Source organism: Labrenzia sp. THAF82, from assembly GCF_009363435.1.
In the GTDB taxonomy this organism is placed as follows: domain Bacteria; phylum Pseudomonadota; class Alphaproteobacteria; order Rhizobiales; family Stappiaceae; genus Roseibium; species Roseibium porphyridii.
In genome coordinates this window covers 3,197,594-3,222,722 of record NZ_CP045354.1, presented here as the reverse complement: position 1 = coordinate 3,222,722, position 25,129 = coordinate 3,197,594, and the positions used below count along the sequence as shown (strand labels likewise).

The 25,129-nt window shown below is 52.6% G+C and carries 16 protein-coding genes and 1 pseudogene; 8 read left to right on the top strand and 9 right to left on the bottom strand.

What is annotated here, in order from left to right; all coding sequences use genetic code 11:
- Positions 1-69 precede the first annotated feature (69 nt).
- From FIV00_RS15215 to FIV00_RS15185, 8 genes and pseudogenes are all read right to left on the bottom strand, one after another.
- Positions 70-951 (bottom strand): hypothetical protein, encoded by an 882-nt coding sequence (locus FIV00_RS15215; RefSeq protein ID WP_247649456.1) that lies wholly within the window; start codon positions 949-951, stop codon positions 70-72.
- 180 nt (positions 952-1,131) lie between these two features.
- Positions 1,132-1,239 (bottom strand): annotated as a pseudogene (locus tag FIV00_RS30295) (DUF4236 domain-containing protein); the annotation flags it as partial.
- 408 nt (positions 1,240-1,647) lie between these two features.
- Positions 1,648-5,145: an SNF2-related protein gene (locus FIV00_RS15210; RefSeq protein WP_152501541.1), complete on the bottom strand. Its 3,498-nt coding sequence runs from the start codon at positions 5,143-5,145 to the stop codon at positions 1,648-1,650.
- Positions 5,146-5,151: 6 nt separating this feature from the next.
- Positions 5,152-6,489, bottom strand: coding sequence for an EH signature domain-containing protein (locus FIV00_RS15205; RefSeq protein ID WP_152501540.1), 1,338 nt, complete (start codon positions 6,487-6,489; stop codon positions 5,152-5,154).
- The gene (locus FIV00_RS15200; RefSeq protein WP_152501539.1) at positions 6,486-7,610 is read right to left on the bottom strand and encodes an OmpA family protein; all 1,125 of its coding nucleotides are present in this window, start codon (positions 7,608-7,610) and stop codon (positions 6,486-6,488) included. Before FIV00_RS15200 ends, FIV00_RS15205 begins: the two co-directional genes overlap by 4 nt.
- A 3-nt stretch (positions 7,611-7,613) precedes the next feature.
- Complete coding sequence (zorA, locus tag FIV00_RS15195; protein WP_152501538.1) at positions 7,614-9,539, bottom strand: anti-phage ZorAB system protein ZorA; 1,926 nt, start codon at positions 9,537-9,539, stop codon at positions 7,614-7,616.
- Between the two features lie 231 nt (positions 9,540-9,770).
- A complete protein-coding gene (locus tag FIV00_RS15190) occupies positions 9,771-10,568 on the bottom strand; it encodes an ion transporter (protein WP_152501537.1) in 798 nt (265 codons plus the stop codon).
- Positions 10,569-10,581: 13 nt separating this feature from the next.
- Positions 10,582-11,490, bottom strand: a complete 909-nt coding sequence (locus FIV00_RS15185) for a hypothetical protein (RefSeq protein WP_152501536.1) — start codon at positions 11,488-11,490, stop codon at positions 10,582-10,584.
- 287 nt (positions 11,491-11,777) lie between these two features.
- On the opposite strand from FIV00_RS15185, the gene FIV00_RS15180 reads away from it, so the two are divergent.
- Positions 11,778-14,024, top strand: coding sequence for a hypothetical protein (locus FIV00_RS15180; protein ID WP_152501535.1), 2,247 nt, complete (start codon positions 11,778-11,780; stop codon positions 14,022-14,024).
- Positions 14,025-15,227: 1,203 nt separating this feature from the next.
- On the top strand, positions 15,228-17,165 hold the full coding sequence (locus FIV00_RS15175; protein WP_209006551.1) for an AAA family ATPase: 1,938 nt from the start codon (positions 15,228-15,230) through the stop codon (positions 17,163-17,165).
- A 268-nt stretch (positions 17,166-17,433) separates the two neighbouring features.
- On the opposite strand, the gene FIV00_RS15170 is transcribed toward FIV00_RS15175, so the two are convergent.
- Positions 17,434-17,742: a hypothetical protein gene (locus tag FIV00_RS15170; RefSeq protein WP_152501533.1), complete on the bottom strand. Its 309-nt coding sequence runs from the start codon at positions 17,740-17,742 to the stop codon at positions 17,434-17,436.
- A gap of 29 nt (positions 17,743-17,771) precedes the next feature.
- Here FIV00_RS15170 and FIV00_RS15165 point away from each other — a divergent pair, with 29 nt between their 5' ends.
- The 6 genes from FIV00_RS15165 (at position 17,772) to FIV00_RS15140 (ending at position 24,515) form a co-directional block, all read left to right on the top strand.
- Positions 17,772-18,446: a hypothetical protein gene (locus FIV00_RS15165; protein ID WP_152501532.1), complete on the top strand. Its 675-nt coding sequence runs from the start codon at positions 17,772-17,774 to the stop codon at positions 18,444-18,446.
- A gap of 18 nt (positions 18,447-18,464) precedes the next feature.
- Complete coding sequence (locus FIV00_RS15160) at positions 18,465-19,079, top strand: hypothetical protein (RefSeq protein WP_152501531.1); 615 nt, start codon at positions 18,465-18,467, stop codon at positions 19,077-19,079.
- Positions 19,080-19,144: 65 nt separating this feature from the next.
- Complete coding sequence (locus FIV00_RS15155) at positions 19,145-21,313, top strand: Mu transposase C-terminal domain-containing protein (RefSeq protein ID WP_152501530.1); 2,169 nt, start codon at positions 19,145-19,147, stop codon at positions 21,311-21,313.
- Between the two features lies 1 nt (position 21,314).
- A complete protein-coding gene (locus tag FIV00_RS15150) occupies positions 21,315-22,406 on the top strand; it encodes an ATP-binding protein (protein ID WP_173006006.1) in 1,092 nt (363 codons plus the stop codon).
- Between the two features lie 2 nt (positions 22,407-22,408).
- On the top strand, positions 22,409-24,277 hold the full coding sequence (locus FIV00_RS15145; protein WP_152501528.1) for a TniQ family protein: 1,869 nt from the start codon (positions 22,409-22,411) through the stop codon (positions 24,275-24,277).
- Positions 24,267-24,515 (top strand): hypothetical protein, encoded by a 249-nt coding sequence (locus FIV00_RS15140; protein WP_152501527.1) that lies wholly within the window; start codon positions 24,267-24,269, stop codon positions 24,513-24,515. Before FIV00_RS15145 ends, FIV00_RS15140 begins: the two co-directional genes overlap by 11 nt.
- Positions 24,516-25,129 lie beyond the last annotated feature (614 nt).

The window sequence follows — 25,129 nt, the reverse complement described above, 5'->3', positions numbered from 1 at the left end:
TACGCACTCGATCTATCAAACTCACTTGCTCTCTGGATCGGGATATCGAATTCCGATTCTACAACCAATTCAAACGCTCCCAGACAACGCATTCTGGTATCCCTTTAGTGCCAGTGAGAAGGCTTCTGCGGCTCGCACACCTGACACTTGATATTCTTCAGTTACGCCATTTCTGGACTCGAAAACCAGTCGACCATATTCACAAACAGGGATCTGGTAGTTGTCCTTGAAACGACGATCCGGACTACCGTCTTTGTTCACCTTTGCCCAAGTGTGACCGACCACGTCTGAATCCGGCGGCACCCTCTCTTCTTCCACGAAACTTGTTGCCATCGCTGTGACCTGCAAATCCCGAATGTCTATCAACGCAAAAGCCCCGTCAGACCGGGCCATTAAAACCAATCCAGGATAAAGCAGAATGTCTTCACCGTTGACGTTTTCGAACCTCATTGCGTTTCCGTCGAATTGGATGAGGTCATTGGAGGCAAAATCAAATGTGACCGGGTATCGATTGATCGTCCGCGTTGCCATTGTACGCTCGACTACGCGGTTTGCTTCCCTGTCGGACGTGATGTCCCATTTGGCGGAACACAATTTCAACGAACTGAAGGCTCTGACCAGCGCAGCATATGCGCGCTGAGCGGCATCAGTTGTTTCAAAGGAGATCCCTATTTTTGTGTTTTCTGACCATTCTTCGAGACGCTCAACCTCGGATTTCGTAATCGGAACCTTGTCTTCCAGCTCGGCAATGCGTTTCTTAAAGAACCATCTGAACAGGCTCCCCTTCTTCCTATTCAGTTCCTTTTCTTGAGATGCTAACTCCTCTTTGGCGTCTCTGAGATCGCTCTGAACCTGATCTCGCTGGTTTCGCGCTGTCGCAATCATTTCACGCAGTTCCGTTAGGGAACCGCTCGTCAACACCTCGACTGACGCACTGGCGATTTCACGCATTCCTGTTTCCGGAACATAAACCTGAGCATTGTCGGACCGGTTCCGGGGAACAGAAGGTGCTGTTTTGTTTTCTTGAGGAATTAAAGAGGGAGCTGCTTCTGAGGGCGCGGATAACCTAGTTCGATATGAAATTCCACTCCCAGGAATGCCTACCGTTGCGTGAACACCGCTACCACCAACATTTAACGTGGCTCCGGGAACCCCGATGCTAGTGCTGATACCGGTTTTACCGACATTGATACGAACACCTGGAAAAAGTTGAAATGATTGCCTAAATCGCAATGCCATAATATGCCTCCCTGCGCCTAAATCACCCTGCCTTCAACAGGAAGAAGTTTCAACCAAGAGACGAAACTTAGTTCTCATCGCCATTTGCTCTTGATGATCAAGAACCGATGGATTGAGCCCGGTAATCCAAGTTTCCGAATTGACGAAAGCGCCCTGGTTGAGAGAGGCCCTCGTGAAAAAGAATTATCGGAAACAACGCATAGGAAGTAGACCACAGCAATTGACCCGAAGCTCAGAAGCCCCACCACCGGCTGCAAACGGGTGCACGCAATTGATCAGGTTGCTGCTTTGTTTGCCTCGGCAATATCAGCACTATCCGAACGTGTACCTATGCTCGAGAGAGCAAAACTAAAGTGCATTTTCACAGAACAGGTTAATTCCTTCATAAGATCTGAATAGCAACTTGTTTCAGACAATATGCTTCGGCCAAAGCGCTAACCTGTGCCGGTCAACTAGAATGACACTGTTCTCCCGAGCTAGCCTCTGCGCTTGTTTGTCAAACCCCTGTGCATTCGTCAGGACGACACACTGGTGCCCTTTACTGATATCGTAGCGGGTCACTGAATGCAGAACCTCCCTGACAGGGTTCTCACCCATCAGCTTGTCGTGGTTGTCCGTATATTTACATTGAACCAGCACAACATCGCCTCGCTCACGGTGAACAAGATGCGTATCCAGACCGCCATCACCCACTCTTGGAGACTCTGCCGCTCGCCAAACACCTTGATCATTAGCTATCCGGCCGCTCCACCTCTCGAATTCCTTCCAGTCCAGCCTGTCGATCTCCTTCAGATCAAACTCTCTTGCTGTCATTCCAGCAATCAGGCTTTCCTGATCAGCCTCAGCATCCTCGCACGGCATCAGCACATCCCGGAACAGCTTCCTCTTAACGATCATGATGTTGTTCAGAATGCAGTCAAACGTCGCTTCCTGATGTTCCGGATGCACAGCAAGCGGAATATGAACCGTGCAATCCATTGCCTGACCAATCCGGTAGATCCGGTCATTGCATTGTTCCTCGATCGCCGGGTTCCACCAGCGCGAAAGATGGATGATGTGCGTTGCGGCTGTCATTGTGATACCGACACCCGCCGACTTCGGCGACAGGATGCGGATATCGAACTTTCCGTCGCCCCGGGTCCTCTGAAAATCATCCACGATCATTCCACGGCGGTGAGGCGTGGTCTGACCGTTCAGAATCGGAACATCATCAAGTCCGTAGCGCTCTCGTAGCAACATCCGCAGCAAATGCTGCATCTCGTGCGTTTCCAGGAAGAGGAGAACCTTCTCACCCCGATCCCTGATTTCATCCATAATCTCAACAGCCGTTTTGATCCGGGCTGAATTCGCAATCATCGTTTCGAGCGCGTCCGGCTGATTATGAAGGAGCTGAAGGTTTCCGGGATAAAGCGACACGGACCTCAACTGATGCAGGATCTTGAGCGCACGCCCGTGCACATGGTTCTTAAGCTTGAAGAAGACTGTGTCGTAGGCCATGGCCTGCAACTCCGGCATTTCAGCCGGATACAGGCGGTAGTTCTTCAAGGGCAGGTTCTTGACGGTATCGCCCTTCATTCTGCGGATACCCACCGGAGGAGCTCCGGCATCAGCTGAATAACTCGCCTCGAAGATCTCGCCGTGCAGGCGCCTGTACTCCTCTTCGCCCGCATCCTTGAAGCGATCCATGAAGTCGCGAAGGCTTCCAAGGCATCCCGGAGCAATCGTGTCCATTATCGCCCAAAGTTCCGCGATCGTGTTCTCAACTGGCGTTCCGGTCAGGCCCACCACGAAATCTGCCTTCAGGGACTGAGCCGCCCGATGCGCCAGCGTGGTCACGTTCTTCACATTCTGGATTTCATCAAACACCACAGTTGCGAAATCGACCTTCGCGAACTCAACCTGGTTCTGGGCGAGCGTCTGATAGGTGGTCAGAACCCAGCAAAGCTTGTCGTTGTCATGATGACCGTCTAGACCGAGGTCCAGATAGGTCGTTCCGTCTCCGGCCTCACATTTCAGCCTTTGCAAGCCCGGTCCGTAAGCATCAATCCGCGTTCCGAGAGCAAACATGCCCTGCATATGTTGCTCGACTTCCGAACCCCAGTTTTTCAGGAGCGTGGTCGGAGCAACAACCAGGATCGGTTTCTTCTCAGCACCGGAGCGCGCCTTCCGCAGGTTTTCCTGAAGCCATGCCATAAACGCGATGGTCTGAAGCGTTTTGCCGAGGCCCTGATCATCCGCGTTCAAAACACCGGGTAACCCGGAGCAATAAGCGTCAATCTGCCAGGAGAAGGAAACCTCCTGATGGTCCATCAGATCCGTCTTGACGCTGGCGGGCAGAGCCCCCCCGATGTAATCCGGCCGGCCGGTCAACTCCCGGCGGAACTTTAGTTCATCGAAATTGTCCTTAATAAGGAGAACCTCCTGCCCGGCAGGAGCTCCCGAACTGGGGACCGGCCCCCCGGCATTATCCTCTGAACCACCTTCAGGCTCATCAGCCCCTTCGCCGAGCTTCGGTCCCGGCTTAACCATTCCCATCAACTGACTGAGGACAGCTTTAACGTTGTCTGTAGCCGGGATCGACTGACCTTTATGCTGAACGGTTTTCTTACCCTCAGCCATCGCCTGGTCGATTTTTCGCTCAAGCTCCTCAACCTCATCCGGCGGCAGAGTTATGAAAGAGGATCCGAGATAGATCCCGAACTCTTCAGGCTCCCAGCTGTTCGGCTGGCGTTTCACCCACGGAACGACAGGGGGCTCCCAGAGCCCCAGCTCGGTAACCCGGTCGGAAAACTCCTTGGTCTCGACAATGATAGAAGACAGGATCTGCTCGAGTTGCTCCTGCTGCAAATCATCAGAGAGCTGATCACGCCCTTCTGACAGAAGTCGCTCGCGATAAATCTCCGCAATCGCCATGGACGGGTTGGTCGCAAACGCCTCGCGAACCTCAGGCTCGGCGGTCTCCAATCGGCGAACATGGTCGATCGCCGGAAAGAGCACTTCGTCGATCAGAATGTACTCACCGCTTTCAAGCAGGTATGTCCTCTTTGCGGACGGCGCGGAAAAGAACCCCCTCGACGGATCACTTTCAAAAATCAGGCGCTCTTCCCTCGTCAGCAGGCCCTGACGCTCGCTCACCGGAGATTTCCCCTCTTCAGGGACCTTCGCAAACAGAACCGGCTTGATGTGATAGCCACGCTCGTTCTTGAAGGTCACGTCAAAAGAGACAGCTCCGGCCGTCTTCACCTTGAACTTCGAAAGCGCAGTATCGAGCTTCACGGCCACACTATCTAGACTATTGTTGTCCAGATCAGCTGACAGGGCGCTCAAACCATCATCATGCGGATCCCGGTCATGACCCTCGCGGGTCACCAAGTCGAGAATGCTGGCCACTAAATCCATTTGTCTTACGACAGCTGCCCCCTTGTCACCTTTGTGACGGTCCAAGACGGACAGAATCTCGAAAATCGGATCCGGAATAACAAACTCTTCGCCCCTGCGGGTCAGGAACACGCCGTTCCGTCCGGTGCGAACCTCCCGGCCGCCCTTCGTCCACTTGGCAACGATCCTCAGATCACCGGACCTGAGACTTCCACGTTGCTCCAGATGAAACGCCAGAGAGGGGTTCAGCGGTAGCCCCAGAGCCTTCAACGTGTTGTTGCTTAGCCTAGCAAGGGCCTTGTGGTAGAGAATGAGACTCTTTTCAGTTTCCACCACCTGCATGGGCATCTCATCCGCCAGGCGGGAAATTTCAGCATGTGCGAGCGCGCCGGATGCACCGGCGCGGACAGACCAGTCACGGAGATCTCGCTCTTCCACCTTCTTCGTGAACGGCAGCAGCCCTTTACGGGTTTCCAGGAAGTAAAGGACGACCCTGTTATCTTCTTTACTGATATCAGTTCGAAACATAGATCGTTACCACCTGTTACGCCGCATGTAGTCTTCTGTTTTCCGCATCCAGTTGTCGTACTGGTCGTGCCTGTGCGCCTCGCCCTCATCGGAAAGCGGGTTGGCATAGATTTCATTGCGTTCGTAGAACTTGCTCCTCAGACGCGGCGCGTTATCCGCATCCGGGTCAAAGATCCTGACACTGAAGTTGTGAGTCCCCTCAACAATCGTGAGATCACCCACCTTCATGATGAAGAAGCACTTCTCTCCTTCATGGAAATTCAGGTTTCCGTGAGACAGAAACGCCTTGTCCTCATGGTCGCGCGCCAGATCTCGGGCGATGTCCGCACCATGGTCATTCAAAACAACCCATGCATCATCAATCCACTCGCGCTCGTCGATCCCGGTCCAGAACCGTCGCCGCGGCTCCCACATATGACTGTCCTCAAACCGGTCGATAATGTCGAAAAAGATCTTCAGGGACTTGCTGGTCATCCAGCGATAGACAATCTCGAGCGCCCGGTCGGAAACCCCGGCCCACTCGGCAGGCGATACCCGAGGGTCCCCGAATGTCCCGATCAAAAACTTCTCAACATCTTCCCTGATCCCGGATCCGCGCTCATCAGCGAGCGGCAAGACGAGCGCGTCGATACCGGCTGCACGCGTTACCTCCGCCTTAGTCGTTGAATTCGGGTGTAGCCAGTTCATAACCCGCTCAAAAGCGGACCTGTCCAGATCGACAAGATCAGGCCTAATCTCCAGCAGAAATGCATCAAAGACGTTTTCAAAAAGTCCGGTCGCATGCGGTGAGCGAATGCCCCACGATTTCATCAGATCATAAGGCTTGTCACTCTCGGCCAATGCCTGGCCGATCACCTCCGGCGCTTCATCCGGATCAAAGAGAGAAAGATTTTCGATGAGCTCAGGCCGAACAGGAAACCCCTTCACAGGCTTATTCTTGAGAACGGTCCGCAGCCTCGTCAGATTTTCACCGACCATATCGAATGTCTCGACATAAACCTCGAGCGCGGCGAGGCAGTAAGTTCTGTGATCCGTCTCCGCAAGCGTGCTAAGGAGCACATCAGCTACACTCGACCACCTCGGATTATCAATCTCATCAGAGGTGAAGAACGAGCGGAAAAGATCGGATGCCTTGTGCCATGGGAAACGCGACCAGTCGTCACGGGCAAGGCGATCCTCAAATCCAATAAGCCTGCTCTCAAGATCGGTGGGATCCGATTTACCGACCGCAAAGCCGTACTTCTTCTGAAGAGCGTCCACCGCCCGATTCAGGAGAACCGTTGTACCGGTGAAATCCATCCGCTTAGGGCGATAGGACGCTGACAGGACCTCAGACAACTTCATTGAACACCCTCCTGTTGCTCAACTGCGCGTCGAACCGCCTGTTTCAGCTTCTCCACTTCCTCGACGTTCTTTGGAGTCGTCATGATGAAACGAATATCAATCCGGCGATTTGCACGTTTCGATTGGCCATCCGTTCCGAACGCGACAGGACGGGTTTCCCCATAGCCAGAAACAGATAAAACCTGCGGACCGGGACCGGGTGCTTCGATCTCATTGTTGATGAGATAGTTTGCGTTCAGAAAACCCTCCAGCACCGGACGATGCCGAACCATCACATCATAAGTGGATGTCGCGCGTTGCGTTGAAAGAACGAAATTATCCGGAACCGAACCGTCTATGTCGGTGTGCCCCTCTATCTGCACAGCCTCAATGACAGATGAATTTGGATTGCAATCGTTAGATATCCCCGAATTCGGCCCGAGCGTAAAACAAACCAACTCCTCGGACAAAATTTCGGCGATCTTTCGCATGTTGTCCTGTGATCCTGCGTTTGCAATGTGCTCCGCGGAAGCAAAGCGAACAGAATCCTCACCGAAGCGAACGACACCGCTCACCTCATCGACAATCACCCGGATGTTTGCAGCCTCAAGACGCCTTTGCAGCCGATCCAGCAGCTGCCGCCGATCCTCGGAGATACCACTCAGCGCCAGCGCAAGTTCATCCGGCTCCTGCAATTTCAGCAAACGATCAACTTCAGCCTGAAGACGAAGCAGCTCCTTTCGGAGTTTTTCAATCATTTCCTCCAGATCAGCTATTTTCTCCTTCTGATCCTTATTTTCCTTTTTCAGATCGTCATAGAGGATTTTCAGATTCGCCAGTTCGCGAAGCAAGTCGGAATTCTTTTTTCGCGCGGCACTCAGTCGGGCTGACAAGTCCACATTCTCTTTCTCAACCCCTTCAAGCAGGAGGATCTTTGCAGAAAGCTCTTCGTTCTTGTTGGTAAGCCATTCGATCTGCTTCTCCAGCGTTTCGATGCGCGGGATGTCCTCTCTGGCCGACTTTGCGAAGAAGGCCATAACAATCATAACAATGAACAGAATGGAGATCATCAGGTCTGTCATGGAGACAAAGACCGATTCCTCCTCCTCCTCACGGTGCAAGCGTCGGGAAGTCAGTGCCATCGATTATCCCCCCTGACGGGCGGGCTGGAACTCGTTGATACCGTCCATTACCTCCCGAATTTTCTGGATGCCCTCACCGAACTTGTCTGAAACCTCCTTGGAATAGCGAGAGATCTGTTCCTGAGACTGTGCAAGTCCCGCTGCGATCTCTTCAAACGCCGCCCCCATCCGCTCATCCAGATCATCAGCCGTATCAACAATCTCTTTGAACTCCTTGATTGAGTCCTGCATCGCCTCCATGGACGCGGTTACAGCCGAGTTGGATGCATCCATTAGCGAAAGACTGCCCTCAAGAGAGTTGCGAATGGCATTGTTGATACGCTCGATTCGCTCAACGCTGTCAGCAAGCGGTTTCGCAACAACCTCAAGCGACTTCGTGGAGTTTGTGACGCTCTCGGTCGCTTTCTCATGGGAAAACGCTGCCTGCCCGATAGCGCTCGCGTGCCTCTCAAGCTCCCGGTTCGAAGATTCAAGGCGCGATGCCATCGTCCTGATCGGCTCTACAAGAGAAGCATCAAGGCTCCCCTGAAACTCGGAGAGCCCCTTAAGGAAATCGCCTGACACACCTGCAAGACCTTCAGTGATCTCCGTTCCGGCCGCAGTTACCCTCCTATTGGCCTCAGCACCCATCTCATCCACCGCCTCGGTGGCTCGGATGCCAACTTCCGTGCCCGCAACAACAATCGCCTCCGACAACCCTGAAGCCGCCTTTGCAATATTCTCGGCTGCCTCATTCATCTGGGCGGTGTTGTCACGGGTGTTACTCTCAATAGCCTCAAGAAGATCCGAAATCGCACGCTGCGACGCTACAAGATTCTGTTCCCGCGCTACTTGCGCCGCCTCCTGATCGACTTCGAATTGGCGACGCGCTGTTTCAATGACCGTATTCAGGTTCTCAATGCCCTTGGACATCTCTTCACCGATAGCGCTTCCGGAAGTGGTCAGCTTGTCTGCCACATCGACCAAGGTACGGTTGATCGTAGATAGTGTGCGGGACATCTCATCGAGACTTTCGTTTAGTTTGGCGTTCAGGGCCTCGCTAAGCTCAGTGACCATTCCACCCACTTCAGCGCCCGCCGAGTTACCGACCTTGTCCAGCACTGGGGCAAGATCCCGGGTCAGTGTCACACTCACAGCTTCACCGATCTGAGCACCAAGATCGTTACCGAACACTTTGAGCAGCGAAGTTTGCTCGCGGATTTCTCTGAGTTGGTCAGCAGCGATCTTTTCCGGCGTGTTAAACTGAACTCTAAACTCAATGGCATCGCAAAGCTTGGTAATGCACTCTTCAAGAGATGCCGATTGCCGCCGGTAAAGGACGGTGAAGAGAATGGATGCAAACAATCCACTGAGCGACATGATGAACTTAGACTTGGCCGCATCGAGGAACACCTTCATTGCGGCATCATCAAATGTCTTCAATCCATTAATAGCCGCGATGATACCCAGAAACGTAAGTAGCAGGCTCACGGAAACAAAAATACCGGGCACGTAGCGCCAGGTACCGTGATCGAACCCCAAATCGTGGGAGTTGAAAAAGAAATTTGGGCGAACTGTGTTTCCGACTTCTGGTTCTTCATCCTCCACATCCGGCATCACCAGTGTTTCGGCAAACTCCTCCCAGGCGCGACGCACCCGCCTGTCAAAGTCATTAGTGCCGCCGGCAGCAATGGTCGTGTCCAAATCATTGAAATTTTTTGCGAATTCCCTCTGATCCTTAAGCTTTTCGACCTCATTGGAAACTCGGTTGATCGCACGCTTCTTCTGACCGTTTTGCTGAATATATCTTAAGGCCAGATACAAGAACGCCAGCAACAAAGTGATTACCACAATGCCGACGCTTTCTTCACTCGCTACGACGTTCGACGAGTAGAGAATAAAGTCTTTTACGATTTTCCCTGACTCAAGAATGTACTGCCAAAAGTCCACGTTTTACCTTTCAATTATTTCTCAATTGCGCAGACCAAAATAAACTGGAATACGAAAGCAGTTTCCTTCCGTTTCCATCACCGGTTCTTTCATTTGATCCCTCAACAAAACTTGTATGCTGACTGTTCCCTGTATTGCCGAGTATCGGGGAGATGCTCGCCAAATTGTTCGTAATTTCGATCTAGTGAGCTGGACCGCGCCACTTGGTGCCAATCAAAACGCGTTATCATTCTATGTATCCTCGGAGGAAATTCTCTCGACGCTGTTTGCAGTCCGCTGCATCTGAAGCGCATCAGAAAATGCGGCAGCAAGAATGCCCGTTGGCATCGCGATCAGGCCAATACCCGTGATCGCGGTTACTCCGGCGAAAAACTGTCCTAGGGCGGTTGTTGGATAGACGTCACCATAGCCAACTGTGGTCAACGTCGCGATCGACCACCACATTGTTCTGGGAATACTTCCAAAAGTATCCGGCTGTGCCTGCCCCTCAATCATGTAAAGTACTGTCGAGGAAACAAGTAGAAGCATAGCGGCCACACCTACGCTCATAATCAATTCATAGCGTCGAGAGTGCAGTGCCGTAGTGATTGCATCAAATGCACGCGAAAATCGCCCAAGCCTCGCAACTCGGAGAATCCGCAGAAGGCGAAAAAGACGTAAGAGGAATGCTTCCGTTCCAAGAAAGGTAAGCAGCAAAGGTGAAACGGAAAGCAGATCGATGATCGCCGCAGGAGTAACTGCATACCTTAACCGACCAAGGAAGCCTTGATATCTAGCATCTTCTCCTGCGACCCAAAGCCGGACAACGTACTCGAGAATAAAAATTGAGGTGAAAAGTAGCTCTGCTATACTAAACGCCCACTCTCGCCCACTATGTATAGTGGGCTCACTTTCAATCACGGCTGTCGCTGTGGCCGCTAGAATTACAACGCTTATTATCCTATTGACCGGAGACAAGCCGGGATGCGGCCATGCAGTCGGCTCCAGCAACTGATAAATTCGCGCCCGTACAGAACTAAGCCTAAACATTGAGTGGGCCGCACTAGGCCGTGAGCGCTTGAGCTAGCGTATACTCGTGAATGAGCTTGGGACCCTGGCCTGCATCGCGGAGCTCGATGGCTCGCATAATTTTCAATCCCTCATGGCTGTGCCGCCAATCTCTTGAAGCCTCGGCAGCAACCGCCAGATAACTCGTATTTTTGCAAACCGTTTTCTTTGTCAATCCACCCCGCTCTTCAATCATGCCTGAAACTACTTTCCGCGGTCCTAAGGTGAATTTGCCCGTCAAAACGAACATTTGACCATCAAATGCAATTTGTCTGAAGTCATCCAAGGCCCCCTGAAGAACTCCTGTGTTGCCAAACGTAGGAAGCCCAGTATCGGATGCGCTGTCGCCGACAAGGTGTGCTATCCATTCACAAATGTCGTCGGACTCTTCTGGAGTGATCTGGCCATCCGCAATCGCGTTTTGCGCTGCTGATTTGAGGTTCCTAACCCTGCTGTCGCGTTGAATTCTTGGGTAGGAATCCAATCTCCGGAGCAGAGTTTCAACCTCTTCGAGCGAGATATGGTTGTCGCAGGCAATTCCGGCGCAAAACCCATACATCTCGTTGATTTCGTCGTTCTCAGATTCAAGCTGAAACTCTCTGGAACGAATATCGACGATATCTTGAACAATTGCAAAAATCTCTCGAGGCTCATTTTGCCAAATGGCAAGGTCCTCGATGAGCTCTTTCGCATCGTCGTCCTTGAGGAGTGCAAGGAAATTTTCCGCTTCCACCTTAAGAGGAGAAAACTCCGCAGTCTCAACGTGTTTACTGGCAAGCACACCCTTGAGAAATCCAAGCCAATAGGCCATCGCTTTTCGGTTGTTGGAACAGTTATGAATACGCCCGAGAGCAGCACTACCATGTTCCAACTCGTTGCCAATTCCTTTTGATATGCCACCCATCAGCCTCTCCTTGCACCGGCATCAAAGCACAACTTAACAGGCATGCAATCACAAGGCGAGTAATAGCGCGCAGTTCCATGGACATTTCTATCGCAGCTTAACGATGAGAAACGCAGCAAAGATCGAACTCATAAGTTCAGCCTGAAAATCAAATCCAGGTCGACGTTGCTGCTCTTATTTTGGTTCGACAGGCGCAGGGCGTTTTTCACAGAGTTTCCTGACCAAAGCCTTTCTTCCCACTACGACTCTCGTTAGGTCGACCAACCCTGCCAGCTGGAAGATAGTCAATGAAATCAGATCGCTCTGTCCTCACCCCTAAAATGGTCGAAGCTTACTGCGACAAGCGCCTTGCGGCTGAGTTTTCAGCAGACGAGCTAACGGTCATTCGAGCGCATTTGATCGACCTTCTGGAAAGGAACGAATTTCCAACGTATCGTGGCAGCCGTTTGGATGTCCGGGTGCTCGCAAATACTCTATGCTTGGATCCTCTCCGCCTGATGGCAAAGAGATCTAACCTCCAACCAATTTTCGATGCTGTTACACGGTCGATTAGCGAAACTGCGCTGCGTCCGGAAGCAATCAGGAAGAACAGTCACACCGAGTTTTCAGGCTGCCAATCTAAATCTAGACTTAACGCCGATCGACGCAAACAGAGGGGCAAGCGACCGCGGCCAGTCGTCGAGTTTCCAGAGCCGTTGGAGTCGGTCTGGAGCGAACCCGCAAGTTTTGGCGCTGCACTTCGACTGCATGCCAAGCGTCATGGTGAGTCAATCTACCACCTTTACGATGCCCTCGTTCGAACAGACGACGGCATTAAGCGTAGCACTTTCGTCGGGTGGGGACGCAGAAACACGGTACCAACGTCAAAAATCAGCCAGGATATCTTGAGCCGCATCGAACGACGATATCGTCTCGCTGAGGGATACTTTTCCAAAACTGCCAGAGCCAAGGCCGCACCAACAACGAGCTGTGAGTTGGACGAAATGAACCCGGCTGAACGCCGTCGACTGGTTTGGCACCTGCCGGACGATTTCAGACGAAGGCCACGCACCGAACAGGATGAGATCCTGGCTTGGGTTCGCGAAGTGATTATCAGCGGATCTACGGAGTATCGCCGCTATCAGGCAGCGGCAATTCGACAACGATATGCAGTCCGTTTCAAACTTGGCTCGGGTTCACAAAGAAAGGTCTCTGGTAGCCGGTTGTCGGATACCTCGTATGTTGTGGACGCACCAAAATGTCTGAATGACGAAATGGCCGAAATCTTGCGCTTCAAGACAGCAACTTTCGCAGCGTTTGGCCAACAACGAAATGGTGTATGGGGCGCTGAGACAGCTGCACAAAAGGTCGAGCACTTTGGGCTATTCTTCGGGGCTTTCACTGCTCCCGTGGACAGCGAAGTGCAAGGTTTTGGAGTTGACCCTGAGTCTCTGACGTTCGGCATGATGATCTTCCCGCAAGTCTGGGACTGGTACTTACAATGGCGTGAGCGTCGTCGAGGATTTTTCACGGCTTGGGAAATCGACATGCTGACCCTGGCGTCCGCATTGTGCCGGGAAGAAACTGGTTGGCTGCGACAATCGGAGCAAATATCAGGCGACCTTCGCGAAGTCGAAGGCTTGATTTCAAAATCGGACATCTCTGATGTTCAATCTGACTGGTCAGCTGCGTGTGACCGGCTGGTAAAACATGCACGAACCAGAAAGAAAGAAATCGAGCGGGTCGTAAGAATACATCGCGACCCCTTTGAGCCAATCATGACAGTTCTTGAGGCTCCGAGCCCCGTGGGCGAGTATCGAAAGATCACCGAAGAAATACTGCACCGGATGCCTGATGAGAAGCGTCATCCCAAGGCGGCAGCAGAAGCGGTTAGAGCTTTCCTTCTCTTACGCATTGGATTGCATACAGGTCTGCGGCAGAAAAATTTAAGAGAACTTTTGCTTTGCAAACCTGGCACCCAACCAACATCCGAAAGAAACCTGGAAAACGCAAAACGAGGCGAACTTCGCTGGAGCGCTCGCGACGGAGGGTGGGAGATACTCATCCCGTCAGTTGCATTTAAGAACGCTCACTCCTCTTTCTTTGGATCAAAGCCTTTCCGATTAATCCTGCCTGATCTCGGGCGGCTTTACGAACTAATCGACGCCTGGAATGATCGGCACCGATCGCGGCTGATAGGGCCCGCTCAGGATCCCGGCACATTTTTCGTGAAAACGGCAAAGATTACGAGCGCGAATGCTGAATACTCGCAAAACACATTTTTCGAAGCTTGGCGAACCGTGATCCAGCGCTATGGAATTTACAATCCGTGGACCGGGCGAGGCGCGATAAAGGGCTTGCTGCCTCACGGACCACATAACGTGCGCGACGTGCTTGCGACACATATTCTCAAACAGACAGGGTCCTACGAACAAGCCAGTTACGCCATTCAGGATACTCCTGAAGTCGTGGCAAAGCATTACGGCCGTTTTCTCCCGCAGGATAAAGCAGAAATCGCGGCGAGAATTCTCAACAAGGTATGGGATGCAGCGTAGCGAAAAGCCTGCGCAACCGCATTTCAGCATAGATCAAATTTGGCTTTCAATGCTGCTCATCGTGCAATCCTAACGTCAATCGAGGTGATGCCGGTTTGGGCTCAATCCAATGCGGTGCATAGCCCGAATTGAGCAACTGGTTTCTGATTTCGGACATTTCCCGCCATATGTGAAAATTTTTTTTTGATCAAACAATTCTCCGTTTTTGACCGTCCAAGTCACACCACTCTATTCGTGTCCAACGAAACATCGAGATGTCCAGAGTTGAAACGGCCCCAGGATTTCGCCTGCGATTTCGAAGAACTCAATCCCTCAAGCAAAAGGACTCAGCCGCGACGTCAACGTCGCAAGCTGGCGGAAATGTCGCCCTCATTCGGGACCAACGTGTAGGCAGTCAGGGCAAATTTTAGTTCAAAAAGAAAGCCCAGGCCTCGCCAAAACCCATAGGGCATTTACACTTAATTAAGGGATAATTACTCAATAGGTAAAAATATCAGTGACAAAAGAGGAAAATACAAACGCTACTCGAACCAGTGAAACTTGGTCCAGCGGTGACAGCCGAAAGTAGACATACGATCTAAGTCGCAGCTTTATCAAGTTTTCCAATCAGATCAGAATCTACACAACTCCACTGCTGCGTTCTTTGACCTAATGTTTCAAAAATCTTAGGTCCAGAGTCCGTAGATATTCTCACCAGAACATCTCAAACACTACCGAACTTACGGCTGCCTTAGTCGTGAGAACCCCTCCCTACATCCAAAATATCGAGAACATCGTGCCTTCCTCACTTTCTTCGGGACTGTTCGTCCCAGGCCTAGAGACATCCACATTGGTAAATATCGCTCGCGATATAGTCGCACTGCAAGAGAGCGCGCCTCCATTTGATCCTCGCGACGCAGATCGCCCAACCCTGCATGATTGGAGCAAAACGCTTGTGGCGTTTCCAGGCATAATTGCGAGGTCAGAAACAGGGACGTTCCTAGAGCCCCTTTTTTGGATTTCACAAGATCTGTGCTGGGCTGTCACCGCGACCGGACAAGTTCGGCTGGGTCGTCAGATCTGCGACGATCGTCGCTGATCTCAAACGGTCCGGCGCTTACAGCTCCGGATCCAAAAACAACACCGCCCTTCAATTTATGAGCATCCCCGATGCGCCGGCATCCCCATCGGCAGCAACGCGATGCCCTACATTCGAGCAATCAGATGAAAAAGCGACAACTCGCTGATGACCCCTCACCTTCCATTGGAAAACTTGTTGCCAGAATGGCAGTCAGGAAAGCACTACGCACCGTGCCGGAAATTCGTTTCCGTACGGCATATGTCCTCGGCTTCAAATTGCCAGAGCTACGCGACAAACAATTCTTTGAAACGGCGTTGAAGAATGAATTGGCATGCCACTTTACGAATAAAGGGCCTCGGCATTTTGGGCCAGACTTCTTCTATTTTCTCGGACGCGCTGACAGACCAAAGAACCGCCGACGCGGCGCTGATGAAGCGTCTCAGTTACTGGAAGAACTGGACGAAAATCAACGAATGATTGGAGTTTCAACGCCCGAAAACCCAATGACGTCGCAGTTTAAAGAAATTGCTGAAGCGATCATTGAAGCCCCAATTGAAAGCCGCTTCATCAAAGCAGCACTTCATATCGCACACGATATACATATTTGCGATAAGACCGCGGAACGGTTGTTGTCCTACACCCTTTCAGAGCTCACACTCGCTTTTCGCGGAAATCGTCCCTTGAATGCAGCGCTGCGTTTCCTGGAGGGTTTGCGCGGAGCCAGCACATTGGCCCAACAGGAACAGAATGGCTCAGCTGACGTCCGTGATTTGTCGCAGTCCCATGGCTACGGAAAGGCGAAGGTATGGGGCCTTGAGCTGGCACAAGATTTCCGTGACTTGAAGGCCGGGACAATACAGTGGTCAGACGTCGATCGCGGAATTCTGCTTCGCGGAGACACGGGAACCGGCAAGACAACTTTTGCTAAATCATTGGCCAAGTCATGCGGCGCTGTACTCGTTGAGTGTTCACTAACAAAGTCTCAAGCCCTGGGACATCTGGGTGACATGCTCCGGGGTCTCAACAAGGCCTTCAAAGATGCTCGGTCAAAAGCGCCCTCAATATTGTTTTTCGATGAATTCGATAGCATCGGAAACAGGGAAACGCTTTCGCGTCATGCCCCGGAGTATGCAACACAGGTGATCAACGGCGTTCTCGACCTAATGGACGGTCTTGAAAGCCGCGAGAGTGTTGTGATCGTCGCAGCCTGTAATCGTATCGATACGATCGACTCCGCTTTTCTGAGACCAGGCCGCCTTGAACGTGTTGTCGAACTACCCCTGCCTGATCTTGAGGCTCGAAAAGGCATATTCACCCAACATCTTCAGGCCCGGTTGCCAGACGAGGATCTTCAAGATGTCGCTGAACTAACTGACGGTTGGTCTGGTGCGAAGTTGGAAGGATTGGCTCGAGAATGCCGGCGTGCGGCAAGACGCTCCGGTAAGACTTTGGACAGCCGACTTGTCCGCGCCGTGTGGATGACCAAGTTCGATCAGGTGCCTGCCGAAACGTTGGAAAGATCTGCGGTTCACGAAGCGGGCCACGTGGTTGCAGCCTTTGAAATGATTGGGGTCGTTCCTACACAAGCTGCTCTAAGGAAATACCAGCCAATCGATCGCAGCGATGATGCCGGCAGTGGCGGACACGTTATGCTGCCTGAACGAAATCTCGGATCTCGCGTTCAGTCAGACTATCTCGATGAAATAGCCGTGCTGCTTGCCGGTCAGGTCGCCGAAACGCTTCTTTTGGGTGAGCCATCAGATGGGGCCGGTTTGGCGCGTGGATCAGATTTGGAGCGTGCAACTTACCTTGCTGCATGTCTAATTGCGTCGTCGGGATTGGGTCGGCATTTGACATTCCGTTCTGAAATCTCAGTTCCAGCGATCCGCCGGTTGATTGACAGTGACAGAGCATTTGAGCGCGATTGCGATCAGATTTTGCAATCCCAGAAACGGCGATCGACAGCTCTGCTGCGAACTAAGAAACGACAGCTTAGAGCGATTTCGGACAGCCTCCTGCGGTCAAATATCCTTTCCGCTGAACAGATTTCAGAGATTTTGATTTCTAATCAAGTTCGTTGAAAATTTTCATTATTATCAATTAGGTAACGAAGAAATGCAGTCTGGAATTTTTGAGCTCGACTCACGGAAAAAGTGCCAGTATTCGATTCAACCCCGAGGCGCCGGCCGTTCCATCCTGGGCGGTGCGTGTCTCGAATTCGGCTTCAACCATCAGCTTCCGCTGACAGGAATAAGGAGGTAGCCGACCATGACCATGACTTTCATGCAGAACAATTCGGCTCTCCGCGAAGCCGCACAAGATCTCCCGATATACAACGCTTGAGTTGGGTCACCAACTGCCTGCGCGATGTCTGAATAGTGATATCCGTTGCGGTGGTATCCCAGTCACTGTCTCGTCGTGACCGCAAGGGTCCTGTCGAACAGTTTCAATTGCTGATGTCGGGAGACGATCTCTCTTCTTTGTCGTTTTGACCGGCACAGCACTCTCTTCAAGCGATTGATTTTCGAACCCGCCGACGCGCGGGAACAGGAGACCTGTGCCATGTGGAATGAACTGAACCTTCTCCGCTCGTATGTCCGCCAGGGCAACACCGATGCCGGTGGTTCCGTCTGCCGAATAGCTGCCGTGAACAGTCACGTCAGAACCAAGCAGAACAGGAGACCACCATGTCCAATGACAACTCGGAATACTACAAGGCACCGCGTGCCTCTCGCGCTTCGCGCACTGTCACTCTGAAATCCACGTTTTCGTCCCGCGGATTTCTTTGGAACCACACCAGCCTTCGCTGGGCTGGATACGAAAGTACCCTCGAAAGGGACTTTCTGACGATCTTGAACGTCCGCAGTGACGTCAAGCTCTGGCAAGAGCAACCCGAGCCCGTGACCTATGTCGATGATCAGGGAAAGCGCCGCAAGCACACGTTCGACGTGTCGGTTCACCTTTTCAATGGTGTGACCGTTGCATGCGACGTCAAACCCCAAAAACGACTGGTTCGCAGTGGGATTGAAGAGGTTCACCGCCTCATCCGCCGCCAACATCCGGACTACGCGGACAAGTTCTTGATCCGCACCGATCGGCACATCTCTCGCGTTCTCGTTCGAAACGCCGAGCTGTTCCTCCGAGCACGAACACTCCGGGATGAGGAAAGCATTGAGGAGCTGCGCCAGCATCTTATCTCGATGCATGGCGTGTACCGCTTGGCTTCACTCGTCGCCCTTCTGAACGATCAAGCGGCCGGCTTCAACGCCGTACTCAACCTCATTGATAGCCGGGAATTGAAGCCGATCACACGCGGCAGCATCAACGACAACATCGAACTCGAAATCTGCAAAGCAGTCTAACAGGAAAGGAAATTGAAAATGGCCAAGTTTGACAAAGACTGCGGCGGCAGCTTTCAGGGTTCCGAATCTGAGACCAGGATCTGCCTCGACGAGCATGCGAAGATCACGCTCAGAGGACAGCCGCATGTCACAGTGTCGTCCAACCAGAAAGCTTGCGTGCTTCGCCGTGTCGACCGCCCACGGGTTTACGCGAAGTTCACGAATGCTGAACTGGGTGATTTGATCGCAAGGGGCCTTCTTGTCCAGGAAGATAAACCGCTTTCCCCTTTCGAACTTCGTCTCAAATACGAACACGAAATCCAAATCTGGCAACTTCCAGAAAAAGTCGCCAATCGCGTCGATTTCAGAAGATTCATTTGCCTTGAATTTCTTGCGTTCGAAGCCGCTGGCATCACTTCTCGAAGTGATGCCTCCATGGCCGTCGTGATCAGCCACATCCACGCGCATTGGCTGAAAGTAAATTCGAAACAACGCGGTGGCCACAAGCGCTTTTGCTCATCGCGAAATCTTCAGAAATTCCGCTGCCCACACCCCAGCACCGTTCGTCGTTGGCTCCGCAAATTTGAAGCCGGTGACTTCAAAGCCATGGCTCTCTGCCCGCCGGCACACAAACGCATCATCTGGAACCGGTGAAAGCCGCGCTGGAAAAGCACCAGTCCCGCCTGGAACCGAAACCCAAAAGGAAAAGGAAACCGATCATGACCGAACTCAACAGCACTCAGAACACGCCTTCAGTACCGGGCGCCGAAAGTCGAATCCGCTTCGCACCTGACACAAGAATTACGATCAAGGGTGTTTCTTACACCCAGGTCTTTTCCGACGAAGAAGCGTGCGTGTTGCGCCGCCTTGATACTCCGGAAGTCCATGAGAAGTTCACTTTTGTTGAACTTCTCGACCTTGTTGCACATGGCCTTCTTACTGAAGAACCGGGAGCATTTTCACCGACCGTGGCACGCCTCAAAGTTGGACCAAACATCAAACTTTCAGATCTGAAACCGGAGGTCGCCGAACTGGTCAGGTTCCGCCAGTTCATCTGCGACGAGTTTCTCAAGATGGAGACAGAGGGACAAACCTCGCGCAGCGACGCAGCAATGGTGCAAACGATCAAAGTCCTTTTTGGACAGTGGTTCACCATGCTTGTGCAACGGGCGCCAGGCGCCCGGTTTAGTAGTCAGCAGACACAGGGAACCTTCAAAATCCCAAAGCCCAGCACCGTGCGCCGTTGGCTTCAGAAGTACGAAGCCGCAGACTTCAATGTGATGGCGCTATGTCCCTTGAAGCACAAATGTGGCAACCGGACGGACCGCCTTCACCCCGACGTTAGGGACCTCCTTCGCAGCAGTGCCAGGGAATATGCCAGCCTCCTGAAACCGACGATGGTGAAGGTCTATGAAGATTTCGTCGAACACTTCGACGCGTTGAACGAAGCACGCGCCCAAAAAGGGTTGCCAGCCCTTCCCAAGCCAAGCATCAGGGCCATGCGCACGGAAATTCGCAATCTCGCCCCTTATCACGTCGATGCCGGTCGCAATGGTGAGGCCTTCGCGGCGAAAAAATATGCGTATATCCAGGGAAAGAACAATCCTGAGTGGCCTCTGCAAGTGGTCGAAATGGACGAGTGGAAGGTCTCTCTCCAGACCCTCTTGAAGGGCACTGGCATCTGGGAAAAACTCGGACTTTCGACCCGTGAGGATCTCAAGAAAGACCTCGGACGCATGCAGCTTTCAGCCGCAATTGACGTCCGGACAAAGTGCATTCTGGCAATGCAGCTGGCGCCCACCGCGACGACCGACCTCGCCATTTCTACCTTGAAAATGGCCATGTCCGACAAGAGTGATTTCGCCAATGCTGCCGGTTGCGAAACACCCTGGGACATGGCAGGTCGCATCCAGACAGTAAGAGTGGACAACGGACCGGCTTATACCGCCGGTGCATTTAGCACTGCCGCGATCGATGCCGGTGTTGCCGTCGACTACACCGTTGCCGGTGCACCGTATCTGCGTGGATCCATCGAGCGTGTGTTCAGCACCATCCATACCAAACTTATCTCAGGATTTGACGGACGCACGTTCAGCAACGTTGTCGAGAAAGGTGACTACGACGCAGGTGCGCGCGCATCTCTTACGATCGAAGAACTCGCCCGGGCGCTCGTCCGCTGGGTGGTTGATGTCTACCACAACACACCTCACGAAGGTTTGGGTGGACAGACACCACGAAATTGCTGGCTTTCCCTTCGGAAGAAGGTCGGGGTTCCGCTCGCTCCCAATGAAGATGCTATGCGCGCATGCTTCGGGATTACCGTTGAACGCCGCCTTCGGAGTGAAGGGATCCAGCTTTACTCCAACAAGTACCAGTCCACCGAGCTTCAGAGCATCCGTCGGGAATATCGAACCGGACAACTGAGAGTACGCTTCGATCCAGACGATATCGGGCACATCTCCGTGGATACGCCTAAGGGTTGGCTCAAGGTTCCTTGCACGACGAAGGAGATGCACGGAACGTCCCTCGAAGCGCATGTCGCCAGTCGGCAACGCCTGTTGGCACAGTATGGAGAAGAGGCTGCCCAGTCAGAAGCGCTCGTCAAGACGGCACTCGCGGATCTTCGCCGTCTCTCGGACGAGAGCCGCAAGAACCGGAGCATTGCCTCCCCAGTCTTCACGGCTGACAACCTCGCCAAACTTGACGCCCATTTTTCAGACGACCGTCTGAGGGTCGATGAAGACTTCGAGGGCGACATCCTTGGGCTCGATGAACCCAATGAAACTGCCCAGACCAAACACGATCCAGACAGCCCAATTACCCACATCCAGGACGCTCCGCTGTTCCTGGGCGACGACGATGACGATGACTACATTTTGGAGGACTAACATGACATCTTCGAATTACCATACCCCCGCCCCTGAAGCACAATCGCCTGGCCCGAATGCGCCTGGCCGACGGCAGAGATCGGCTGAGATCACGAAGCTTGAGGCAGAACTTCAGCACACCTATTTCCCTCAGAAAAGTGACGAAGACCTTCTCGACAGGCTGAACGACCTTCTCGACACCTTTGAAAATTATACCGACGCTGTCGAAGCAACGGGATTGAGCCATGTGGGGAGATTGAAAGAAGGCCGCGCGCTCGCCATCGTCGGCGCATCCGGTGTCGGCAAATCAAGATCCCTTGAACGCGCCTTTGAATCTCTCGGAATGAATGATCGCAAAAGCCCGTTTCGGATTATTTCGATCAAAGCGCCATCCCCGTGCACCTTGAAGCAACTGGGGACCTCTGTCCTTCATGCGCTAGGCTATCCGGTTCAACGTGATATGCGGGAAAATGTTGTTTGGCGCAAGGTGCGAGACCAGCTCAAGATCCACGGCATTCGCTTCCTGCATCTTGATGAGCTGCAACACCTTACCCAGCTTGAGAACCCCAAGGATTCCATCAAGGTCTGTGACACCTTGAAGGGGCTCATGCAAGACGAAGATTGGCCGGTTTGGTTGGTTTTGTCCGGAATGCCCAACCTGGCGGCCGTGATTGAAAGCGACTTTCAATTGCGCCGTCGCTGCACATTCGTCCGCCTTGATCTGATGACACCGTGCGCAAATGATCTTCAGACAGTCCAGCGGATCATCAAAAACTATTGCAAGAAGGCGAAACTTGAACACCAGAATCTTCCGATGAACGAACTTTGCAGTCGCCTCATGCACGGCGCAGAGGGAAGAACCGGATATCTGATTGAAATCGTCCAGGACGCTCTTTGCAAGGCGTTGAAAGCTCAACGAAACATGCCCCTCATGGGCGACTTCGAACTTACTTTTGAGGCCAGAACCGGCTGTCGCCCCGAACACAATGTTTTTGCCGAAGACGTCGAATGGCAGAATATTGACGTCCGAAACACTCTTTTCCCCGAAGACAAAGAAGAGGACGAAGTACCGCAGCCGAAAAAACGCCGTCTCAAGATCGTTCGGGGGGCCTGAGCATGGAACTGGACCCCATCTACATTCCCTGTATCTATCCTGACGAAACCGTCGCCAGCTACGTGTCACGCGTCGCGAGTAAGGCCGGCTACACTGCCCGGGACTTTTGTCTCGACATGAAGCTGAGTTTCCAGGCTCTTTGCGATGGCAAGCCGGAAACGCTCGCCCGTTTCTCTAAGCTTGTCGGTTTCGAAAGCGACCGGTTCCCGGCAGCAATCTTCAAACGCACCGGCGACCGTCGGTTCGAATTTAAGCAAGAACCGTTTTCCAGACATTCGCTTCGTCGAGCGACAGTGAGAGTCTGTCCCCATTGCATTCAGGAAGACCTCGAGCGAGACGTTGACCATAAAACGGTCAGGCCATACGGGCGCTGGTCTTGGAATATCGGCTCCATTCGAACCTGCTTGAAACACAACACGCCCTTGGTCATGGCTGCGAACGAGCACCATCCGCAGAAGGTGCATGATTTTTCGCGGCTCCTCCAACCATTCGTGGAGGACATCAACCGACACGTTCTTGCTGCACAGTACCGTGAACCTTCAAGCCTCGAGATCTACCTGGAAAAACGGATCAACGGAGATCAGCCCGAGAACTTGCTGTCATCCCTTCACGCTCACGCTTATGCCGCTGCCCGGGCCTGCGAAATCATTGGCGCGACAAAGCTTTATGGCGCAATAATCGTCGCAGAGAGTTTGTCTGAAGACCAGTGGTATGAAGCTGGTCAGGTAGGCTTTGACATCGCCATTCAAGGGGTAGATGGAATTCGCGACTACCTCGATCATTTGCACCATAAGTTTTCGAGCACAAGCCAAAACTGGAGCCCCAGACAAATTTACGGCCGTTTGTACGAATGGCTTGCTCACGAAACTGATGACACAGCTTATGACAATCTCAGGAAGATTATCACCGAGCATGCATTTGAAACGTTGCCCATGGGACCAAACGACGAGATCTTCGGTCGGCGCCCGGCAAAACGTATCGTGCATTCCATCCGTTCCGCTCATCAGGAAACCGGTGCCCATCCAAAACGACTGAAAAAAATTCTCCACGCGGTCGGGCTCATTGACCAAAGCCAACTCGGACAGACCGACGAACGCATTTTTTTCAATGCTGACGATGCTAAATTCTATCTCGACCGTGTCGAACAGAGCATGTCGATGAACCAGGTCAGGGCCTACATCAACGCTCCACGCCCCGTTGACAGGGTGCTATTCGAAGCAGGCATCCTGAAGCCATGGCTCATCGGCGGAACAGATATTTTCAAGGATCATGCTTTCGCGAAGTGCGACTTGGACGAGTTCCTGTTGAACCTGGCAGCAGGCGCAAAACCTGTGACGAACGACGAGATTCACTTGGTTCCAATTCTCAAGGCGCAGAAACTGGCCAATTGCTCAACCTTGAAAGTGGTGCAACTGATCTTGGAACGTCGTGTTCGTACGCTCCGTACTGATCCCAAAGAAACGGGCTTTCTCTCCATCCTTGTCGATCCTGAGGAAGTGAAATCGCTCGTCCGGGGCAAAGACCATGCTGGGTATTCTCTGAGGCAGGTTGAAAAGAAACTCAAAACCTCAACCAATGTGGTCAAGGCACTCGTGGAACTGGGTTACCTTGAGGCTGAAACGGCGATCAATCCGGTCAAGCGATGTCGGCAGACCATCGTGAAGCGCGAAATCTTGGACGCTTTCATGAACAAGTTTGAGACCGCCAGTTCGCTGTCAAGACGATTGGGTATCCACCTCCAGACGCTGATGAAGCATCTCAGGTGTTCGGGGGTCGAACCAGAGTTCGCCGTTGAGGACGTTCACGCGACAATCTACGATCGAGAAATCGCGTCAAAGAAAGCGCAGGAGCTTTCCAAACATGAGCAATAAGAAGAGTCCTGACAAGCTCCAGAATGTCGACGTCAGTTCGACCCCGGCCCTTCGGAACAGGTCCTCTGCTGAGTCTTCCGGTGCCACGAACCTCTGGCTGGATGAATTCACTGAACGGATGACACATCCAGGGCCAGAAGAAGAAGAGTTCTTTGAGCGCCGCCGGCAGCTCAAGTTGGGAGCAGGCATCGATGAAAATGGAAACTTGGTAACATCGAATTCAAAGCCCAAGGAATAAGCGAACCATACTGACGGAAACGCCTACAGCAGCCGAAATTTGTATGTCCGGCTGGTTCGAACTTCAGTCGCCTTCAGCCTGATTTAGATACTCAGCGCTGCGGAAATTTTCGATCCTCGTTCGCATCAACATCTGGATGGAACGCGCCTCCCCTTCGGGAGGTATTTTTTTGCCTGACGTCAGCTTTCCAGGCGTTTCGACCGAAATTGAGCAACACTTTGCTTTCATTTGATTACTTCTTTGACCGAATTTCCGGATTGACTGAGCCAAATTGAGAAATAAAGATGTTTATTTTCAATGCCTTACATATTACGTGCGCCATACTATGCTGGCAGGGACACCCAGGCCGGTTTCACCACCGGCCAAGCGCGGCTCCCGGCGCCCAGACAAAGAAACCCGCCCATCGGAGACGATTGGGCGGGTTTTTCTATTTCCGTGGGTGCTGATGACGGCCCTGGGGCCGCAAACGGACTGGCGGGTCTTGTCAGCAAAGACATGGAACAGTTCGTTCCAGCAGAGAACGTCTACCGTAACTTTCGGCAGGAGTTCGCGCTCGCCGATTATGCGGTTCTTGTTGAGCAGAAAGAGTTCCAGGACGGCTCTGCCAGCGGCAA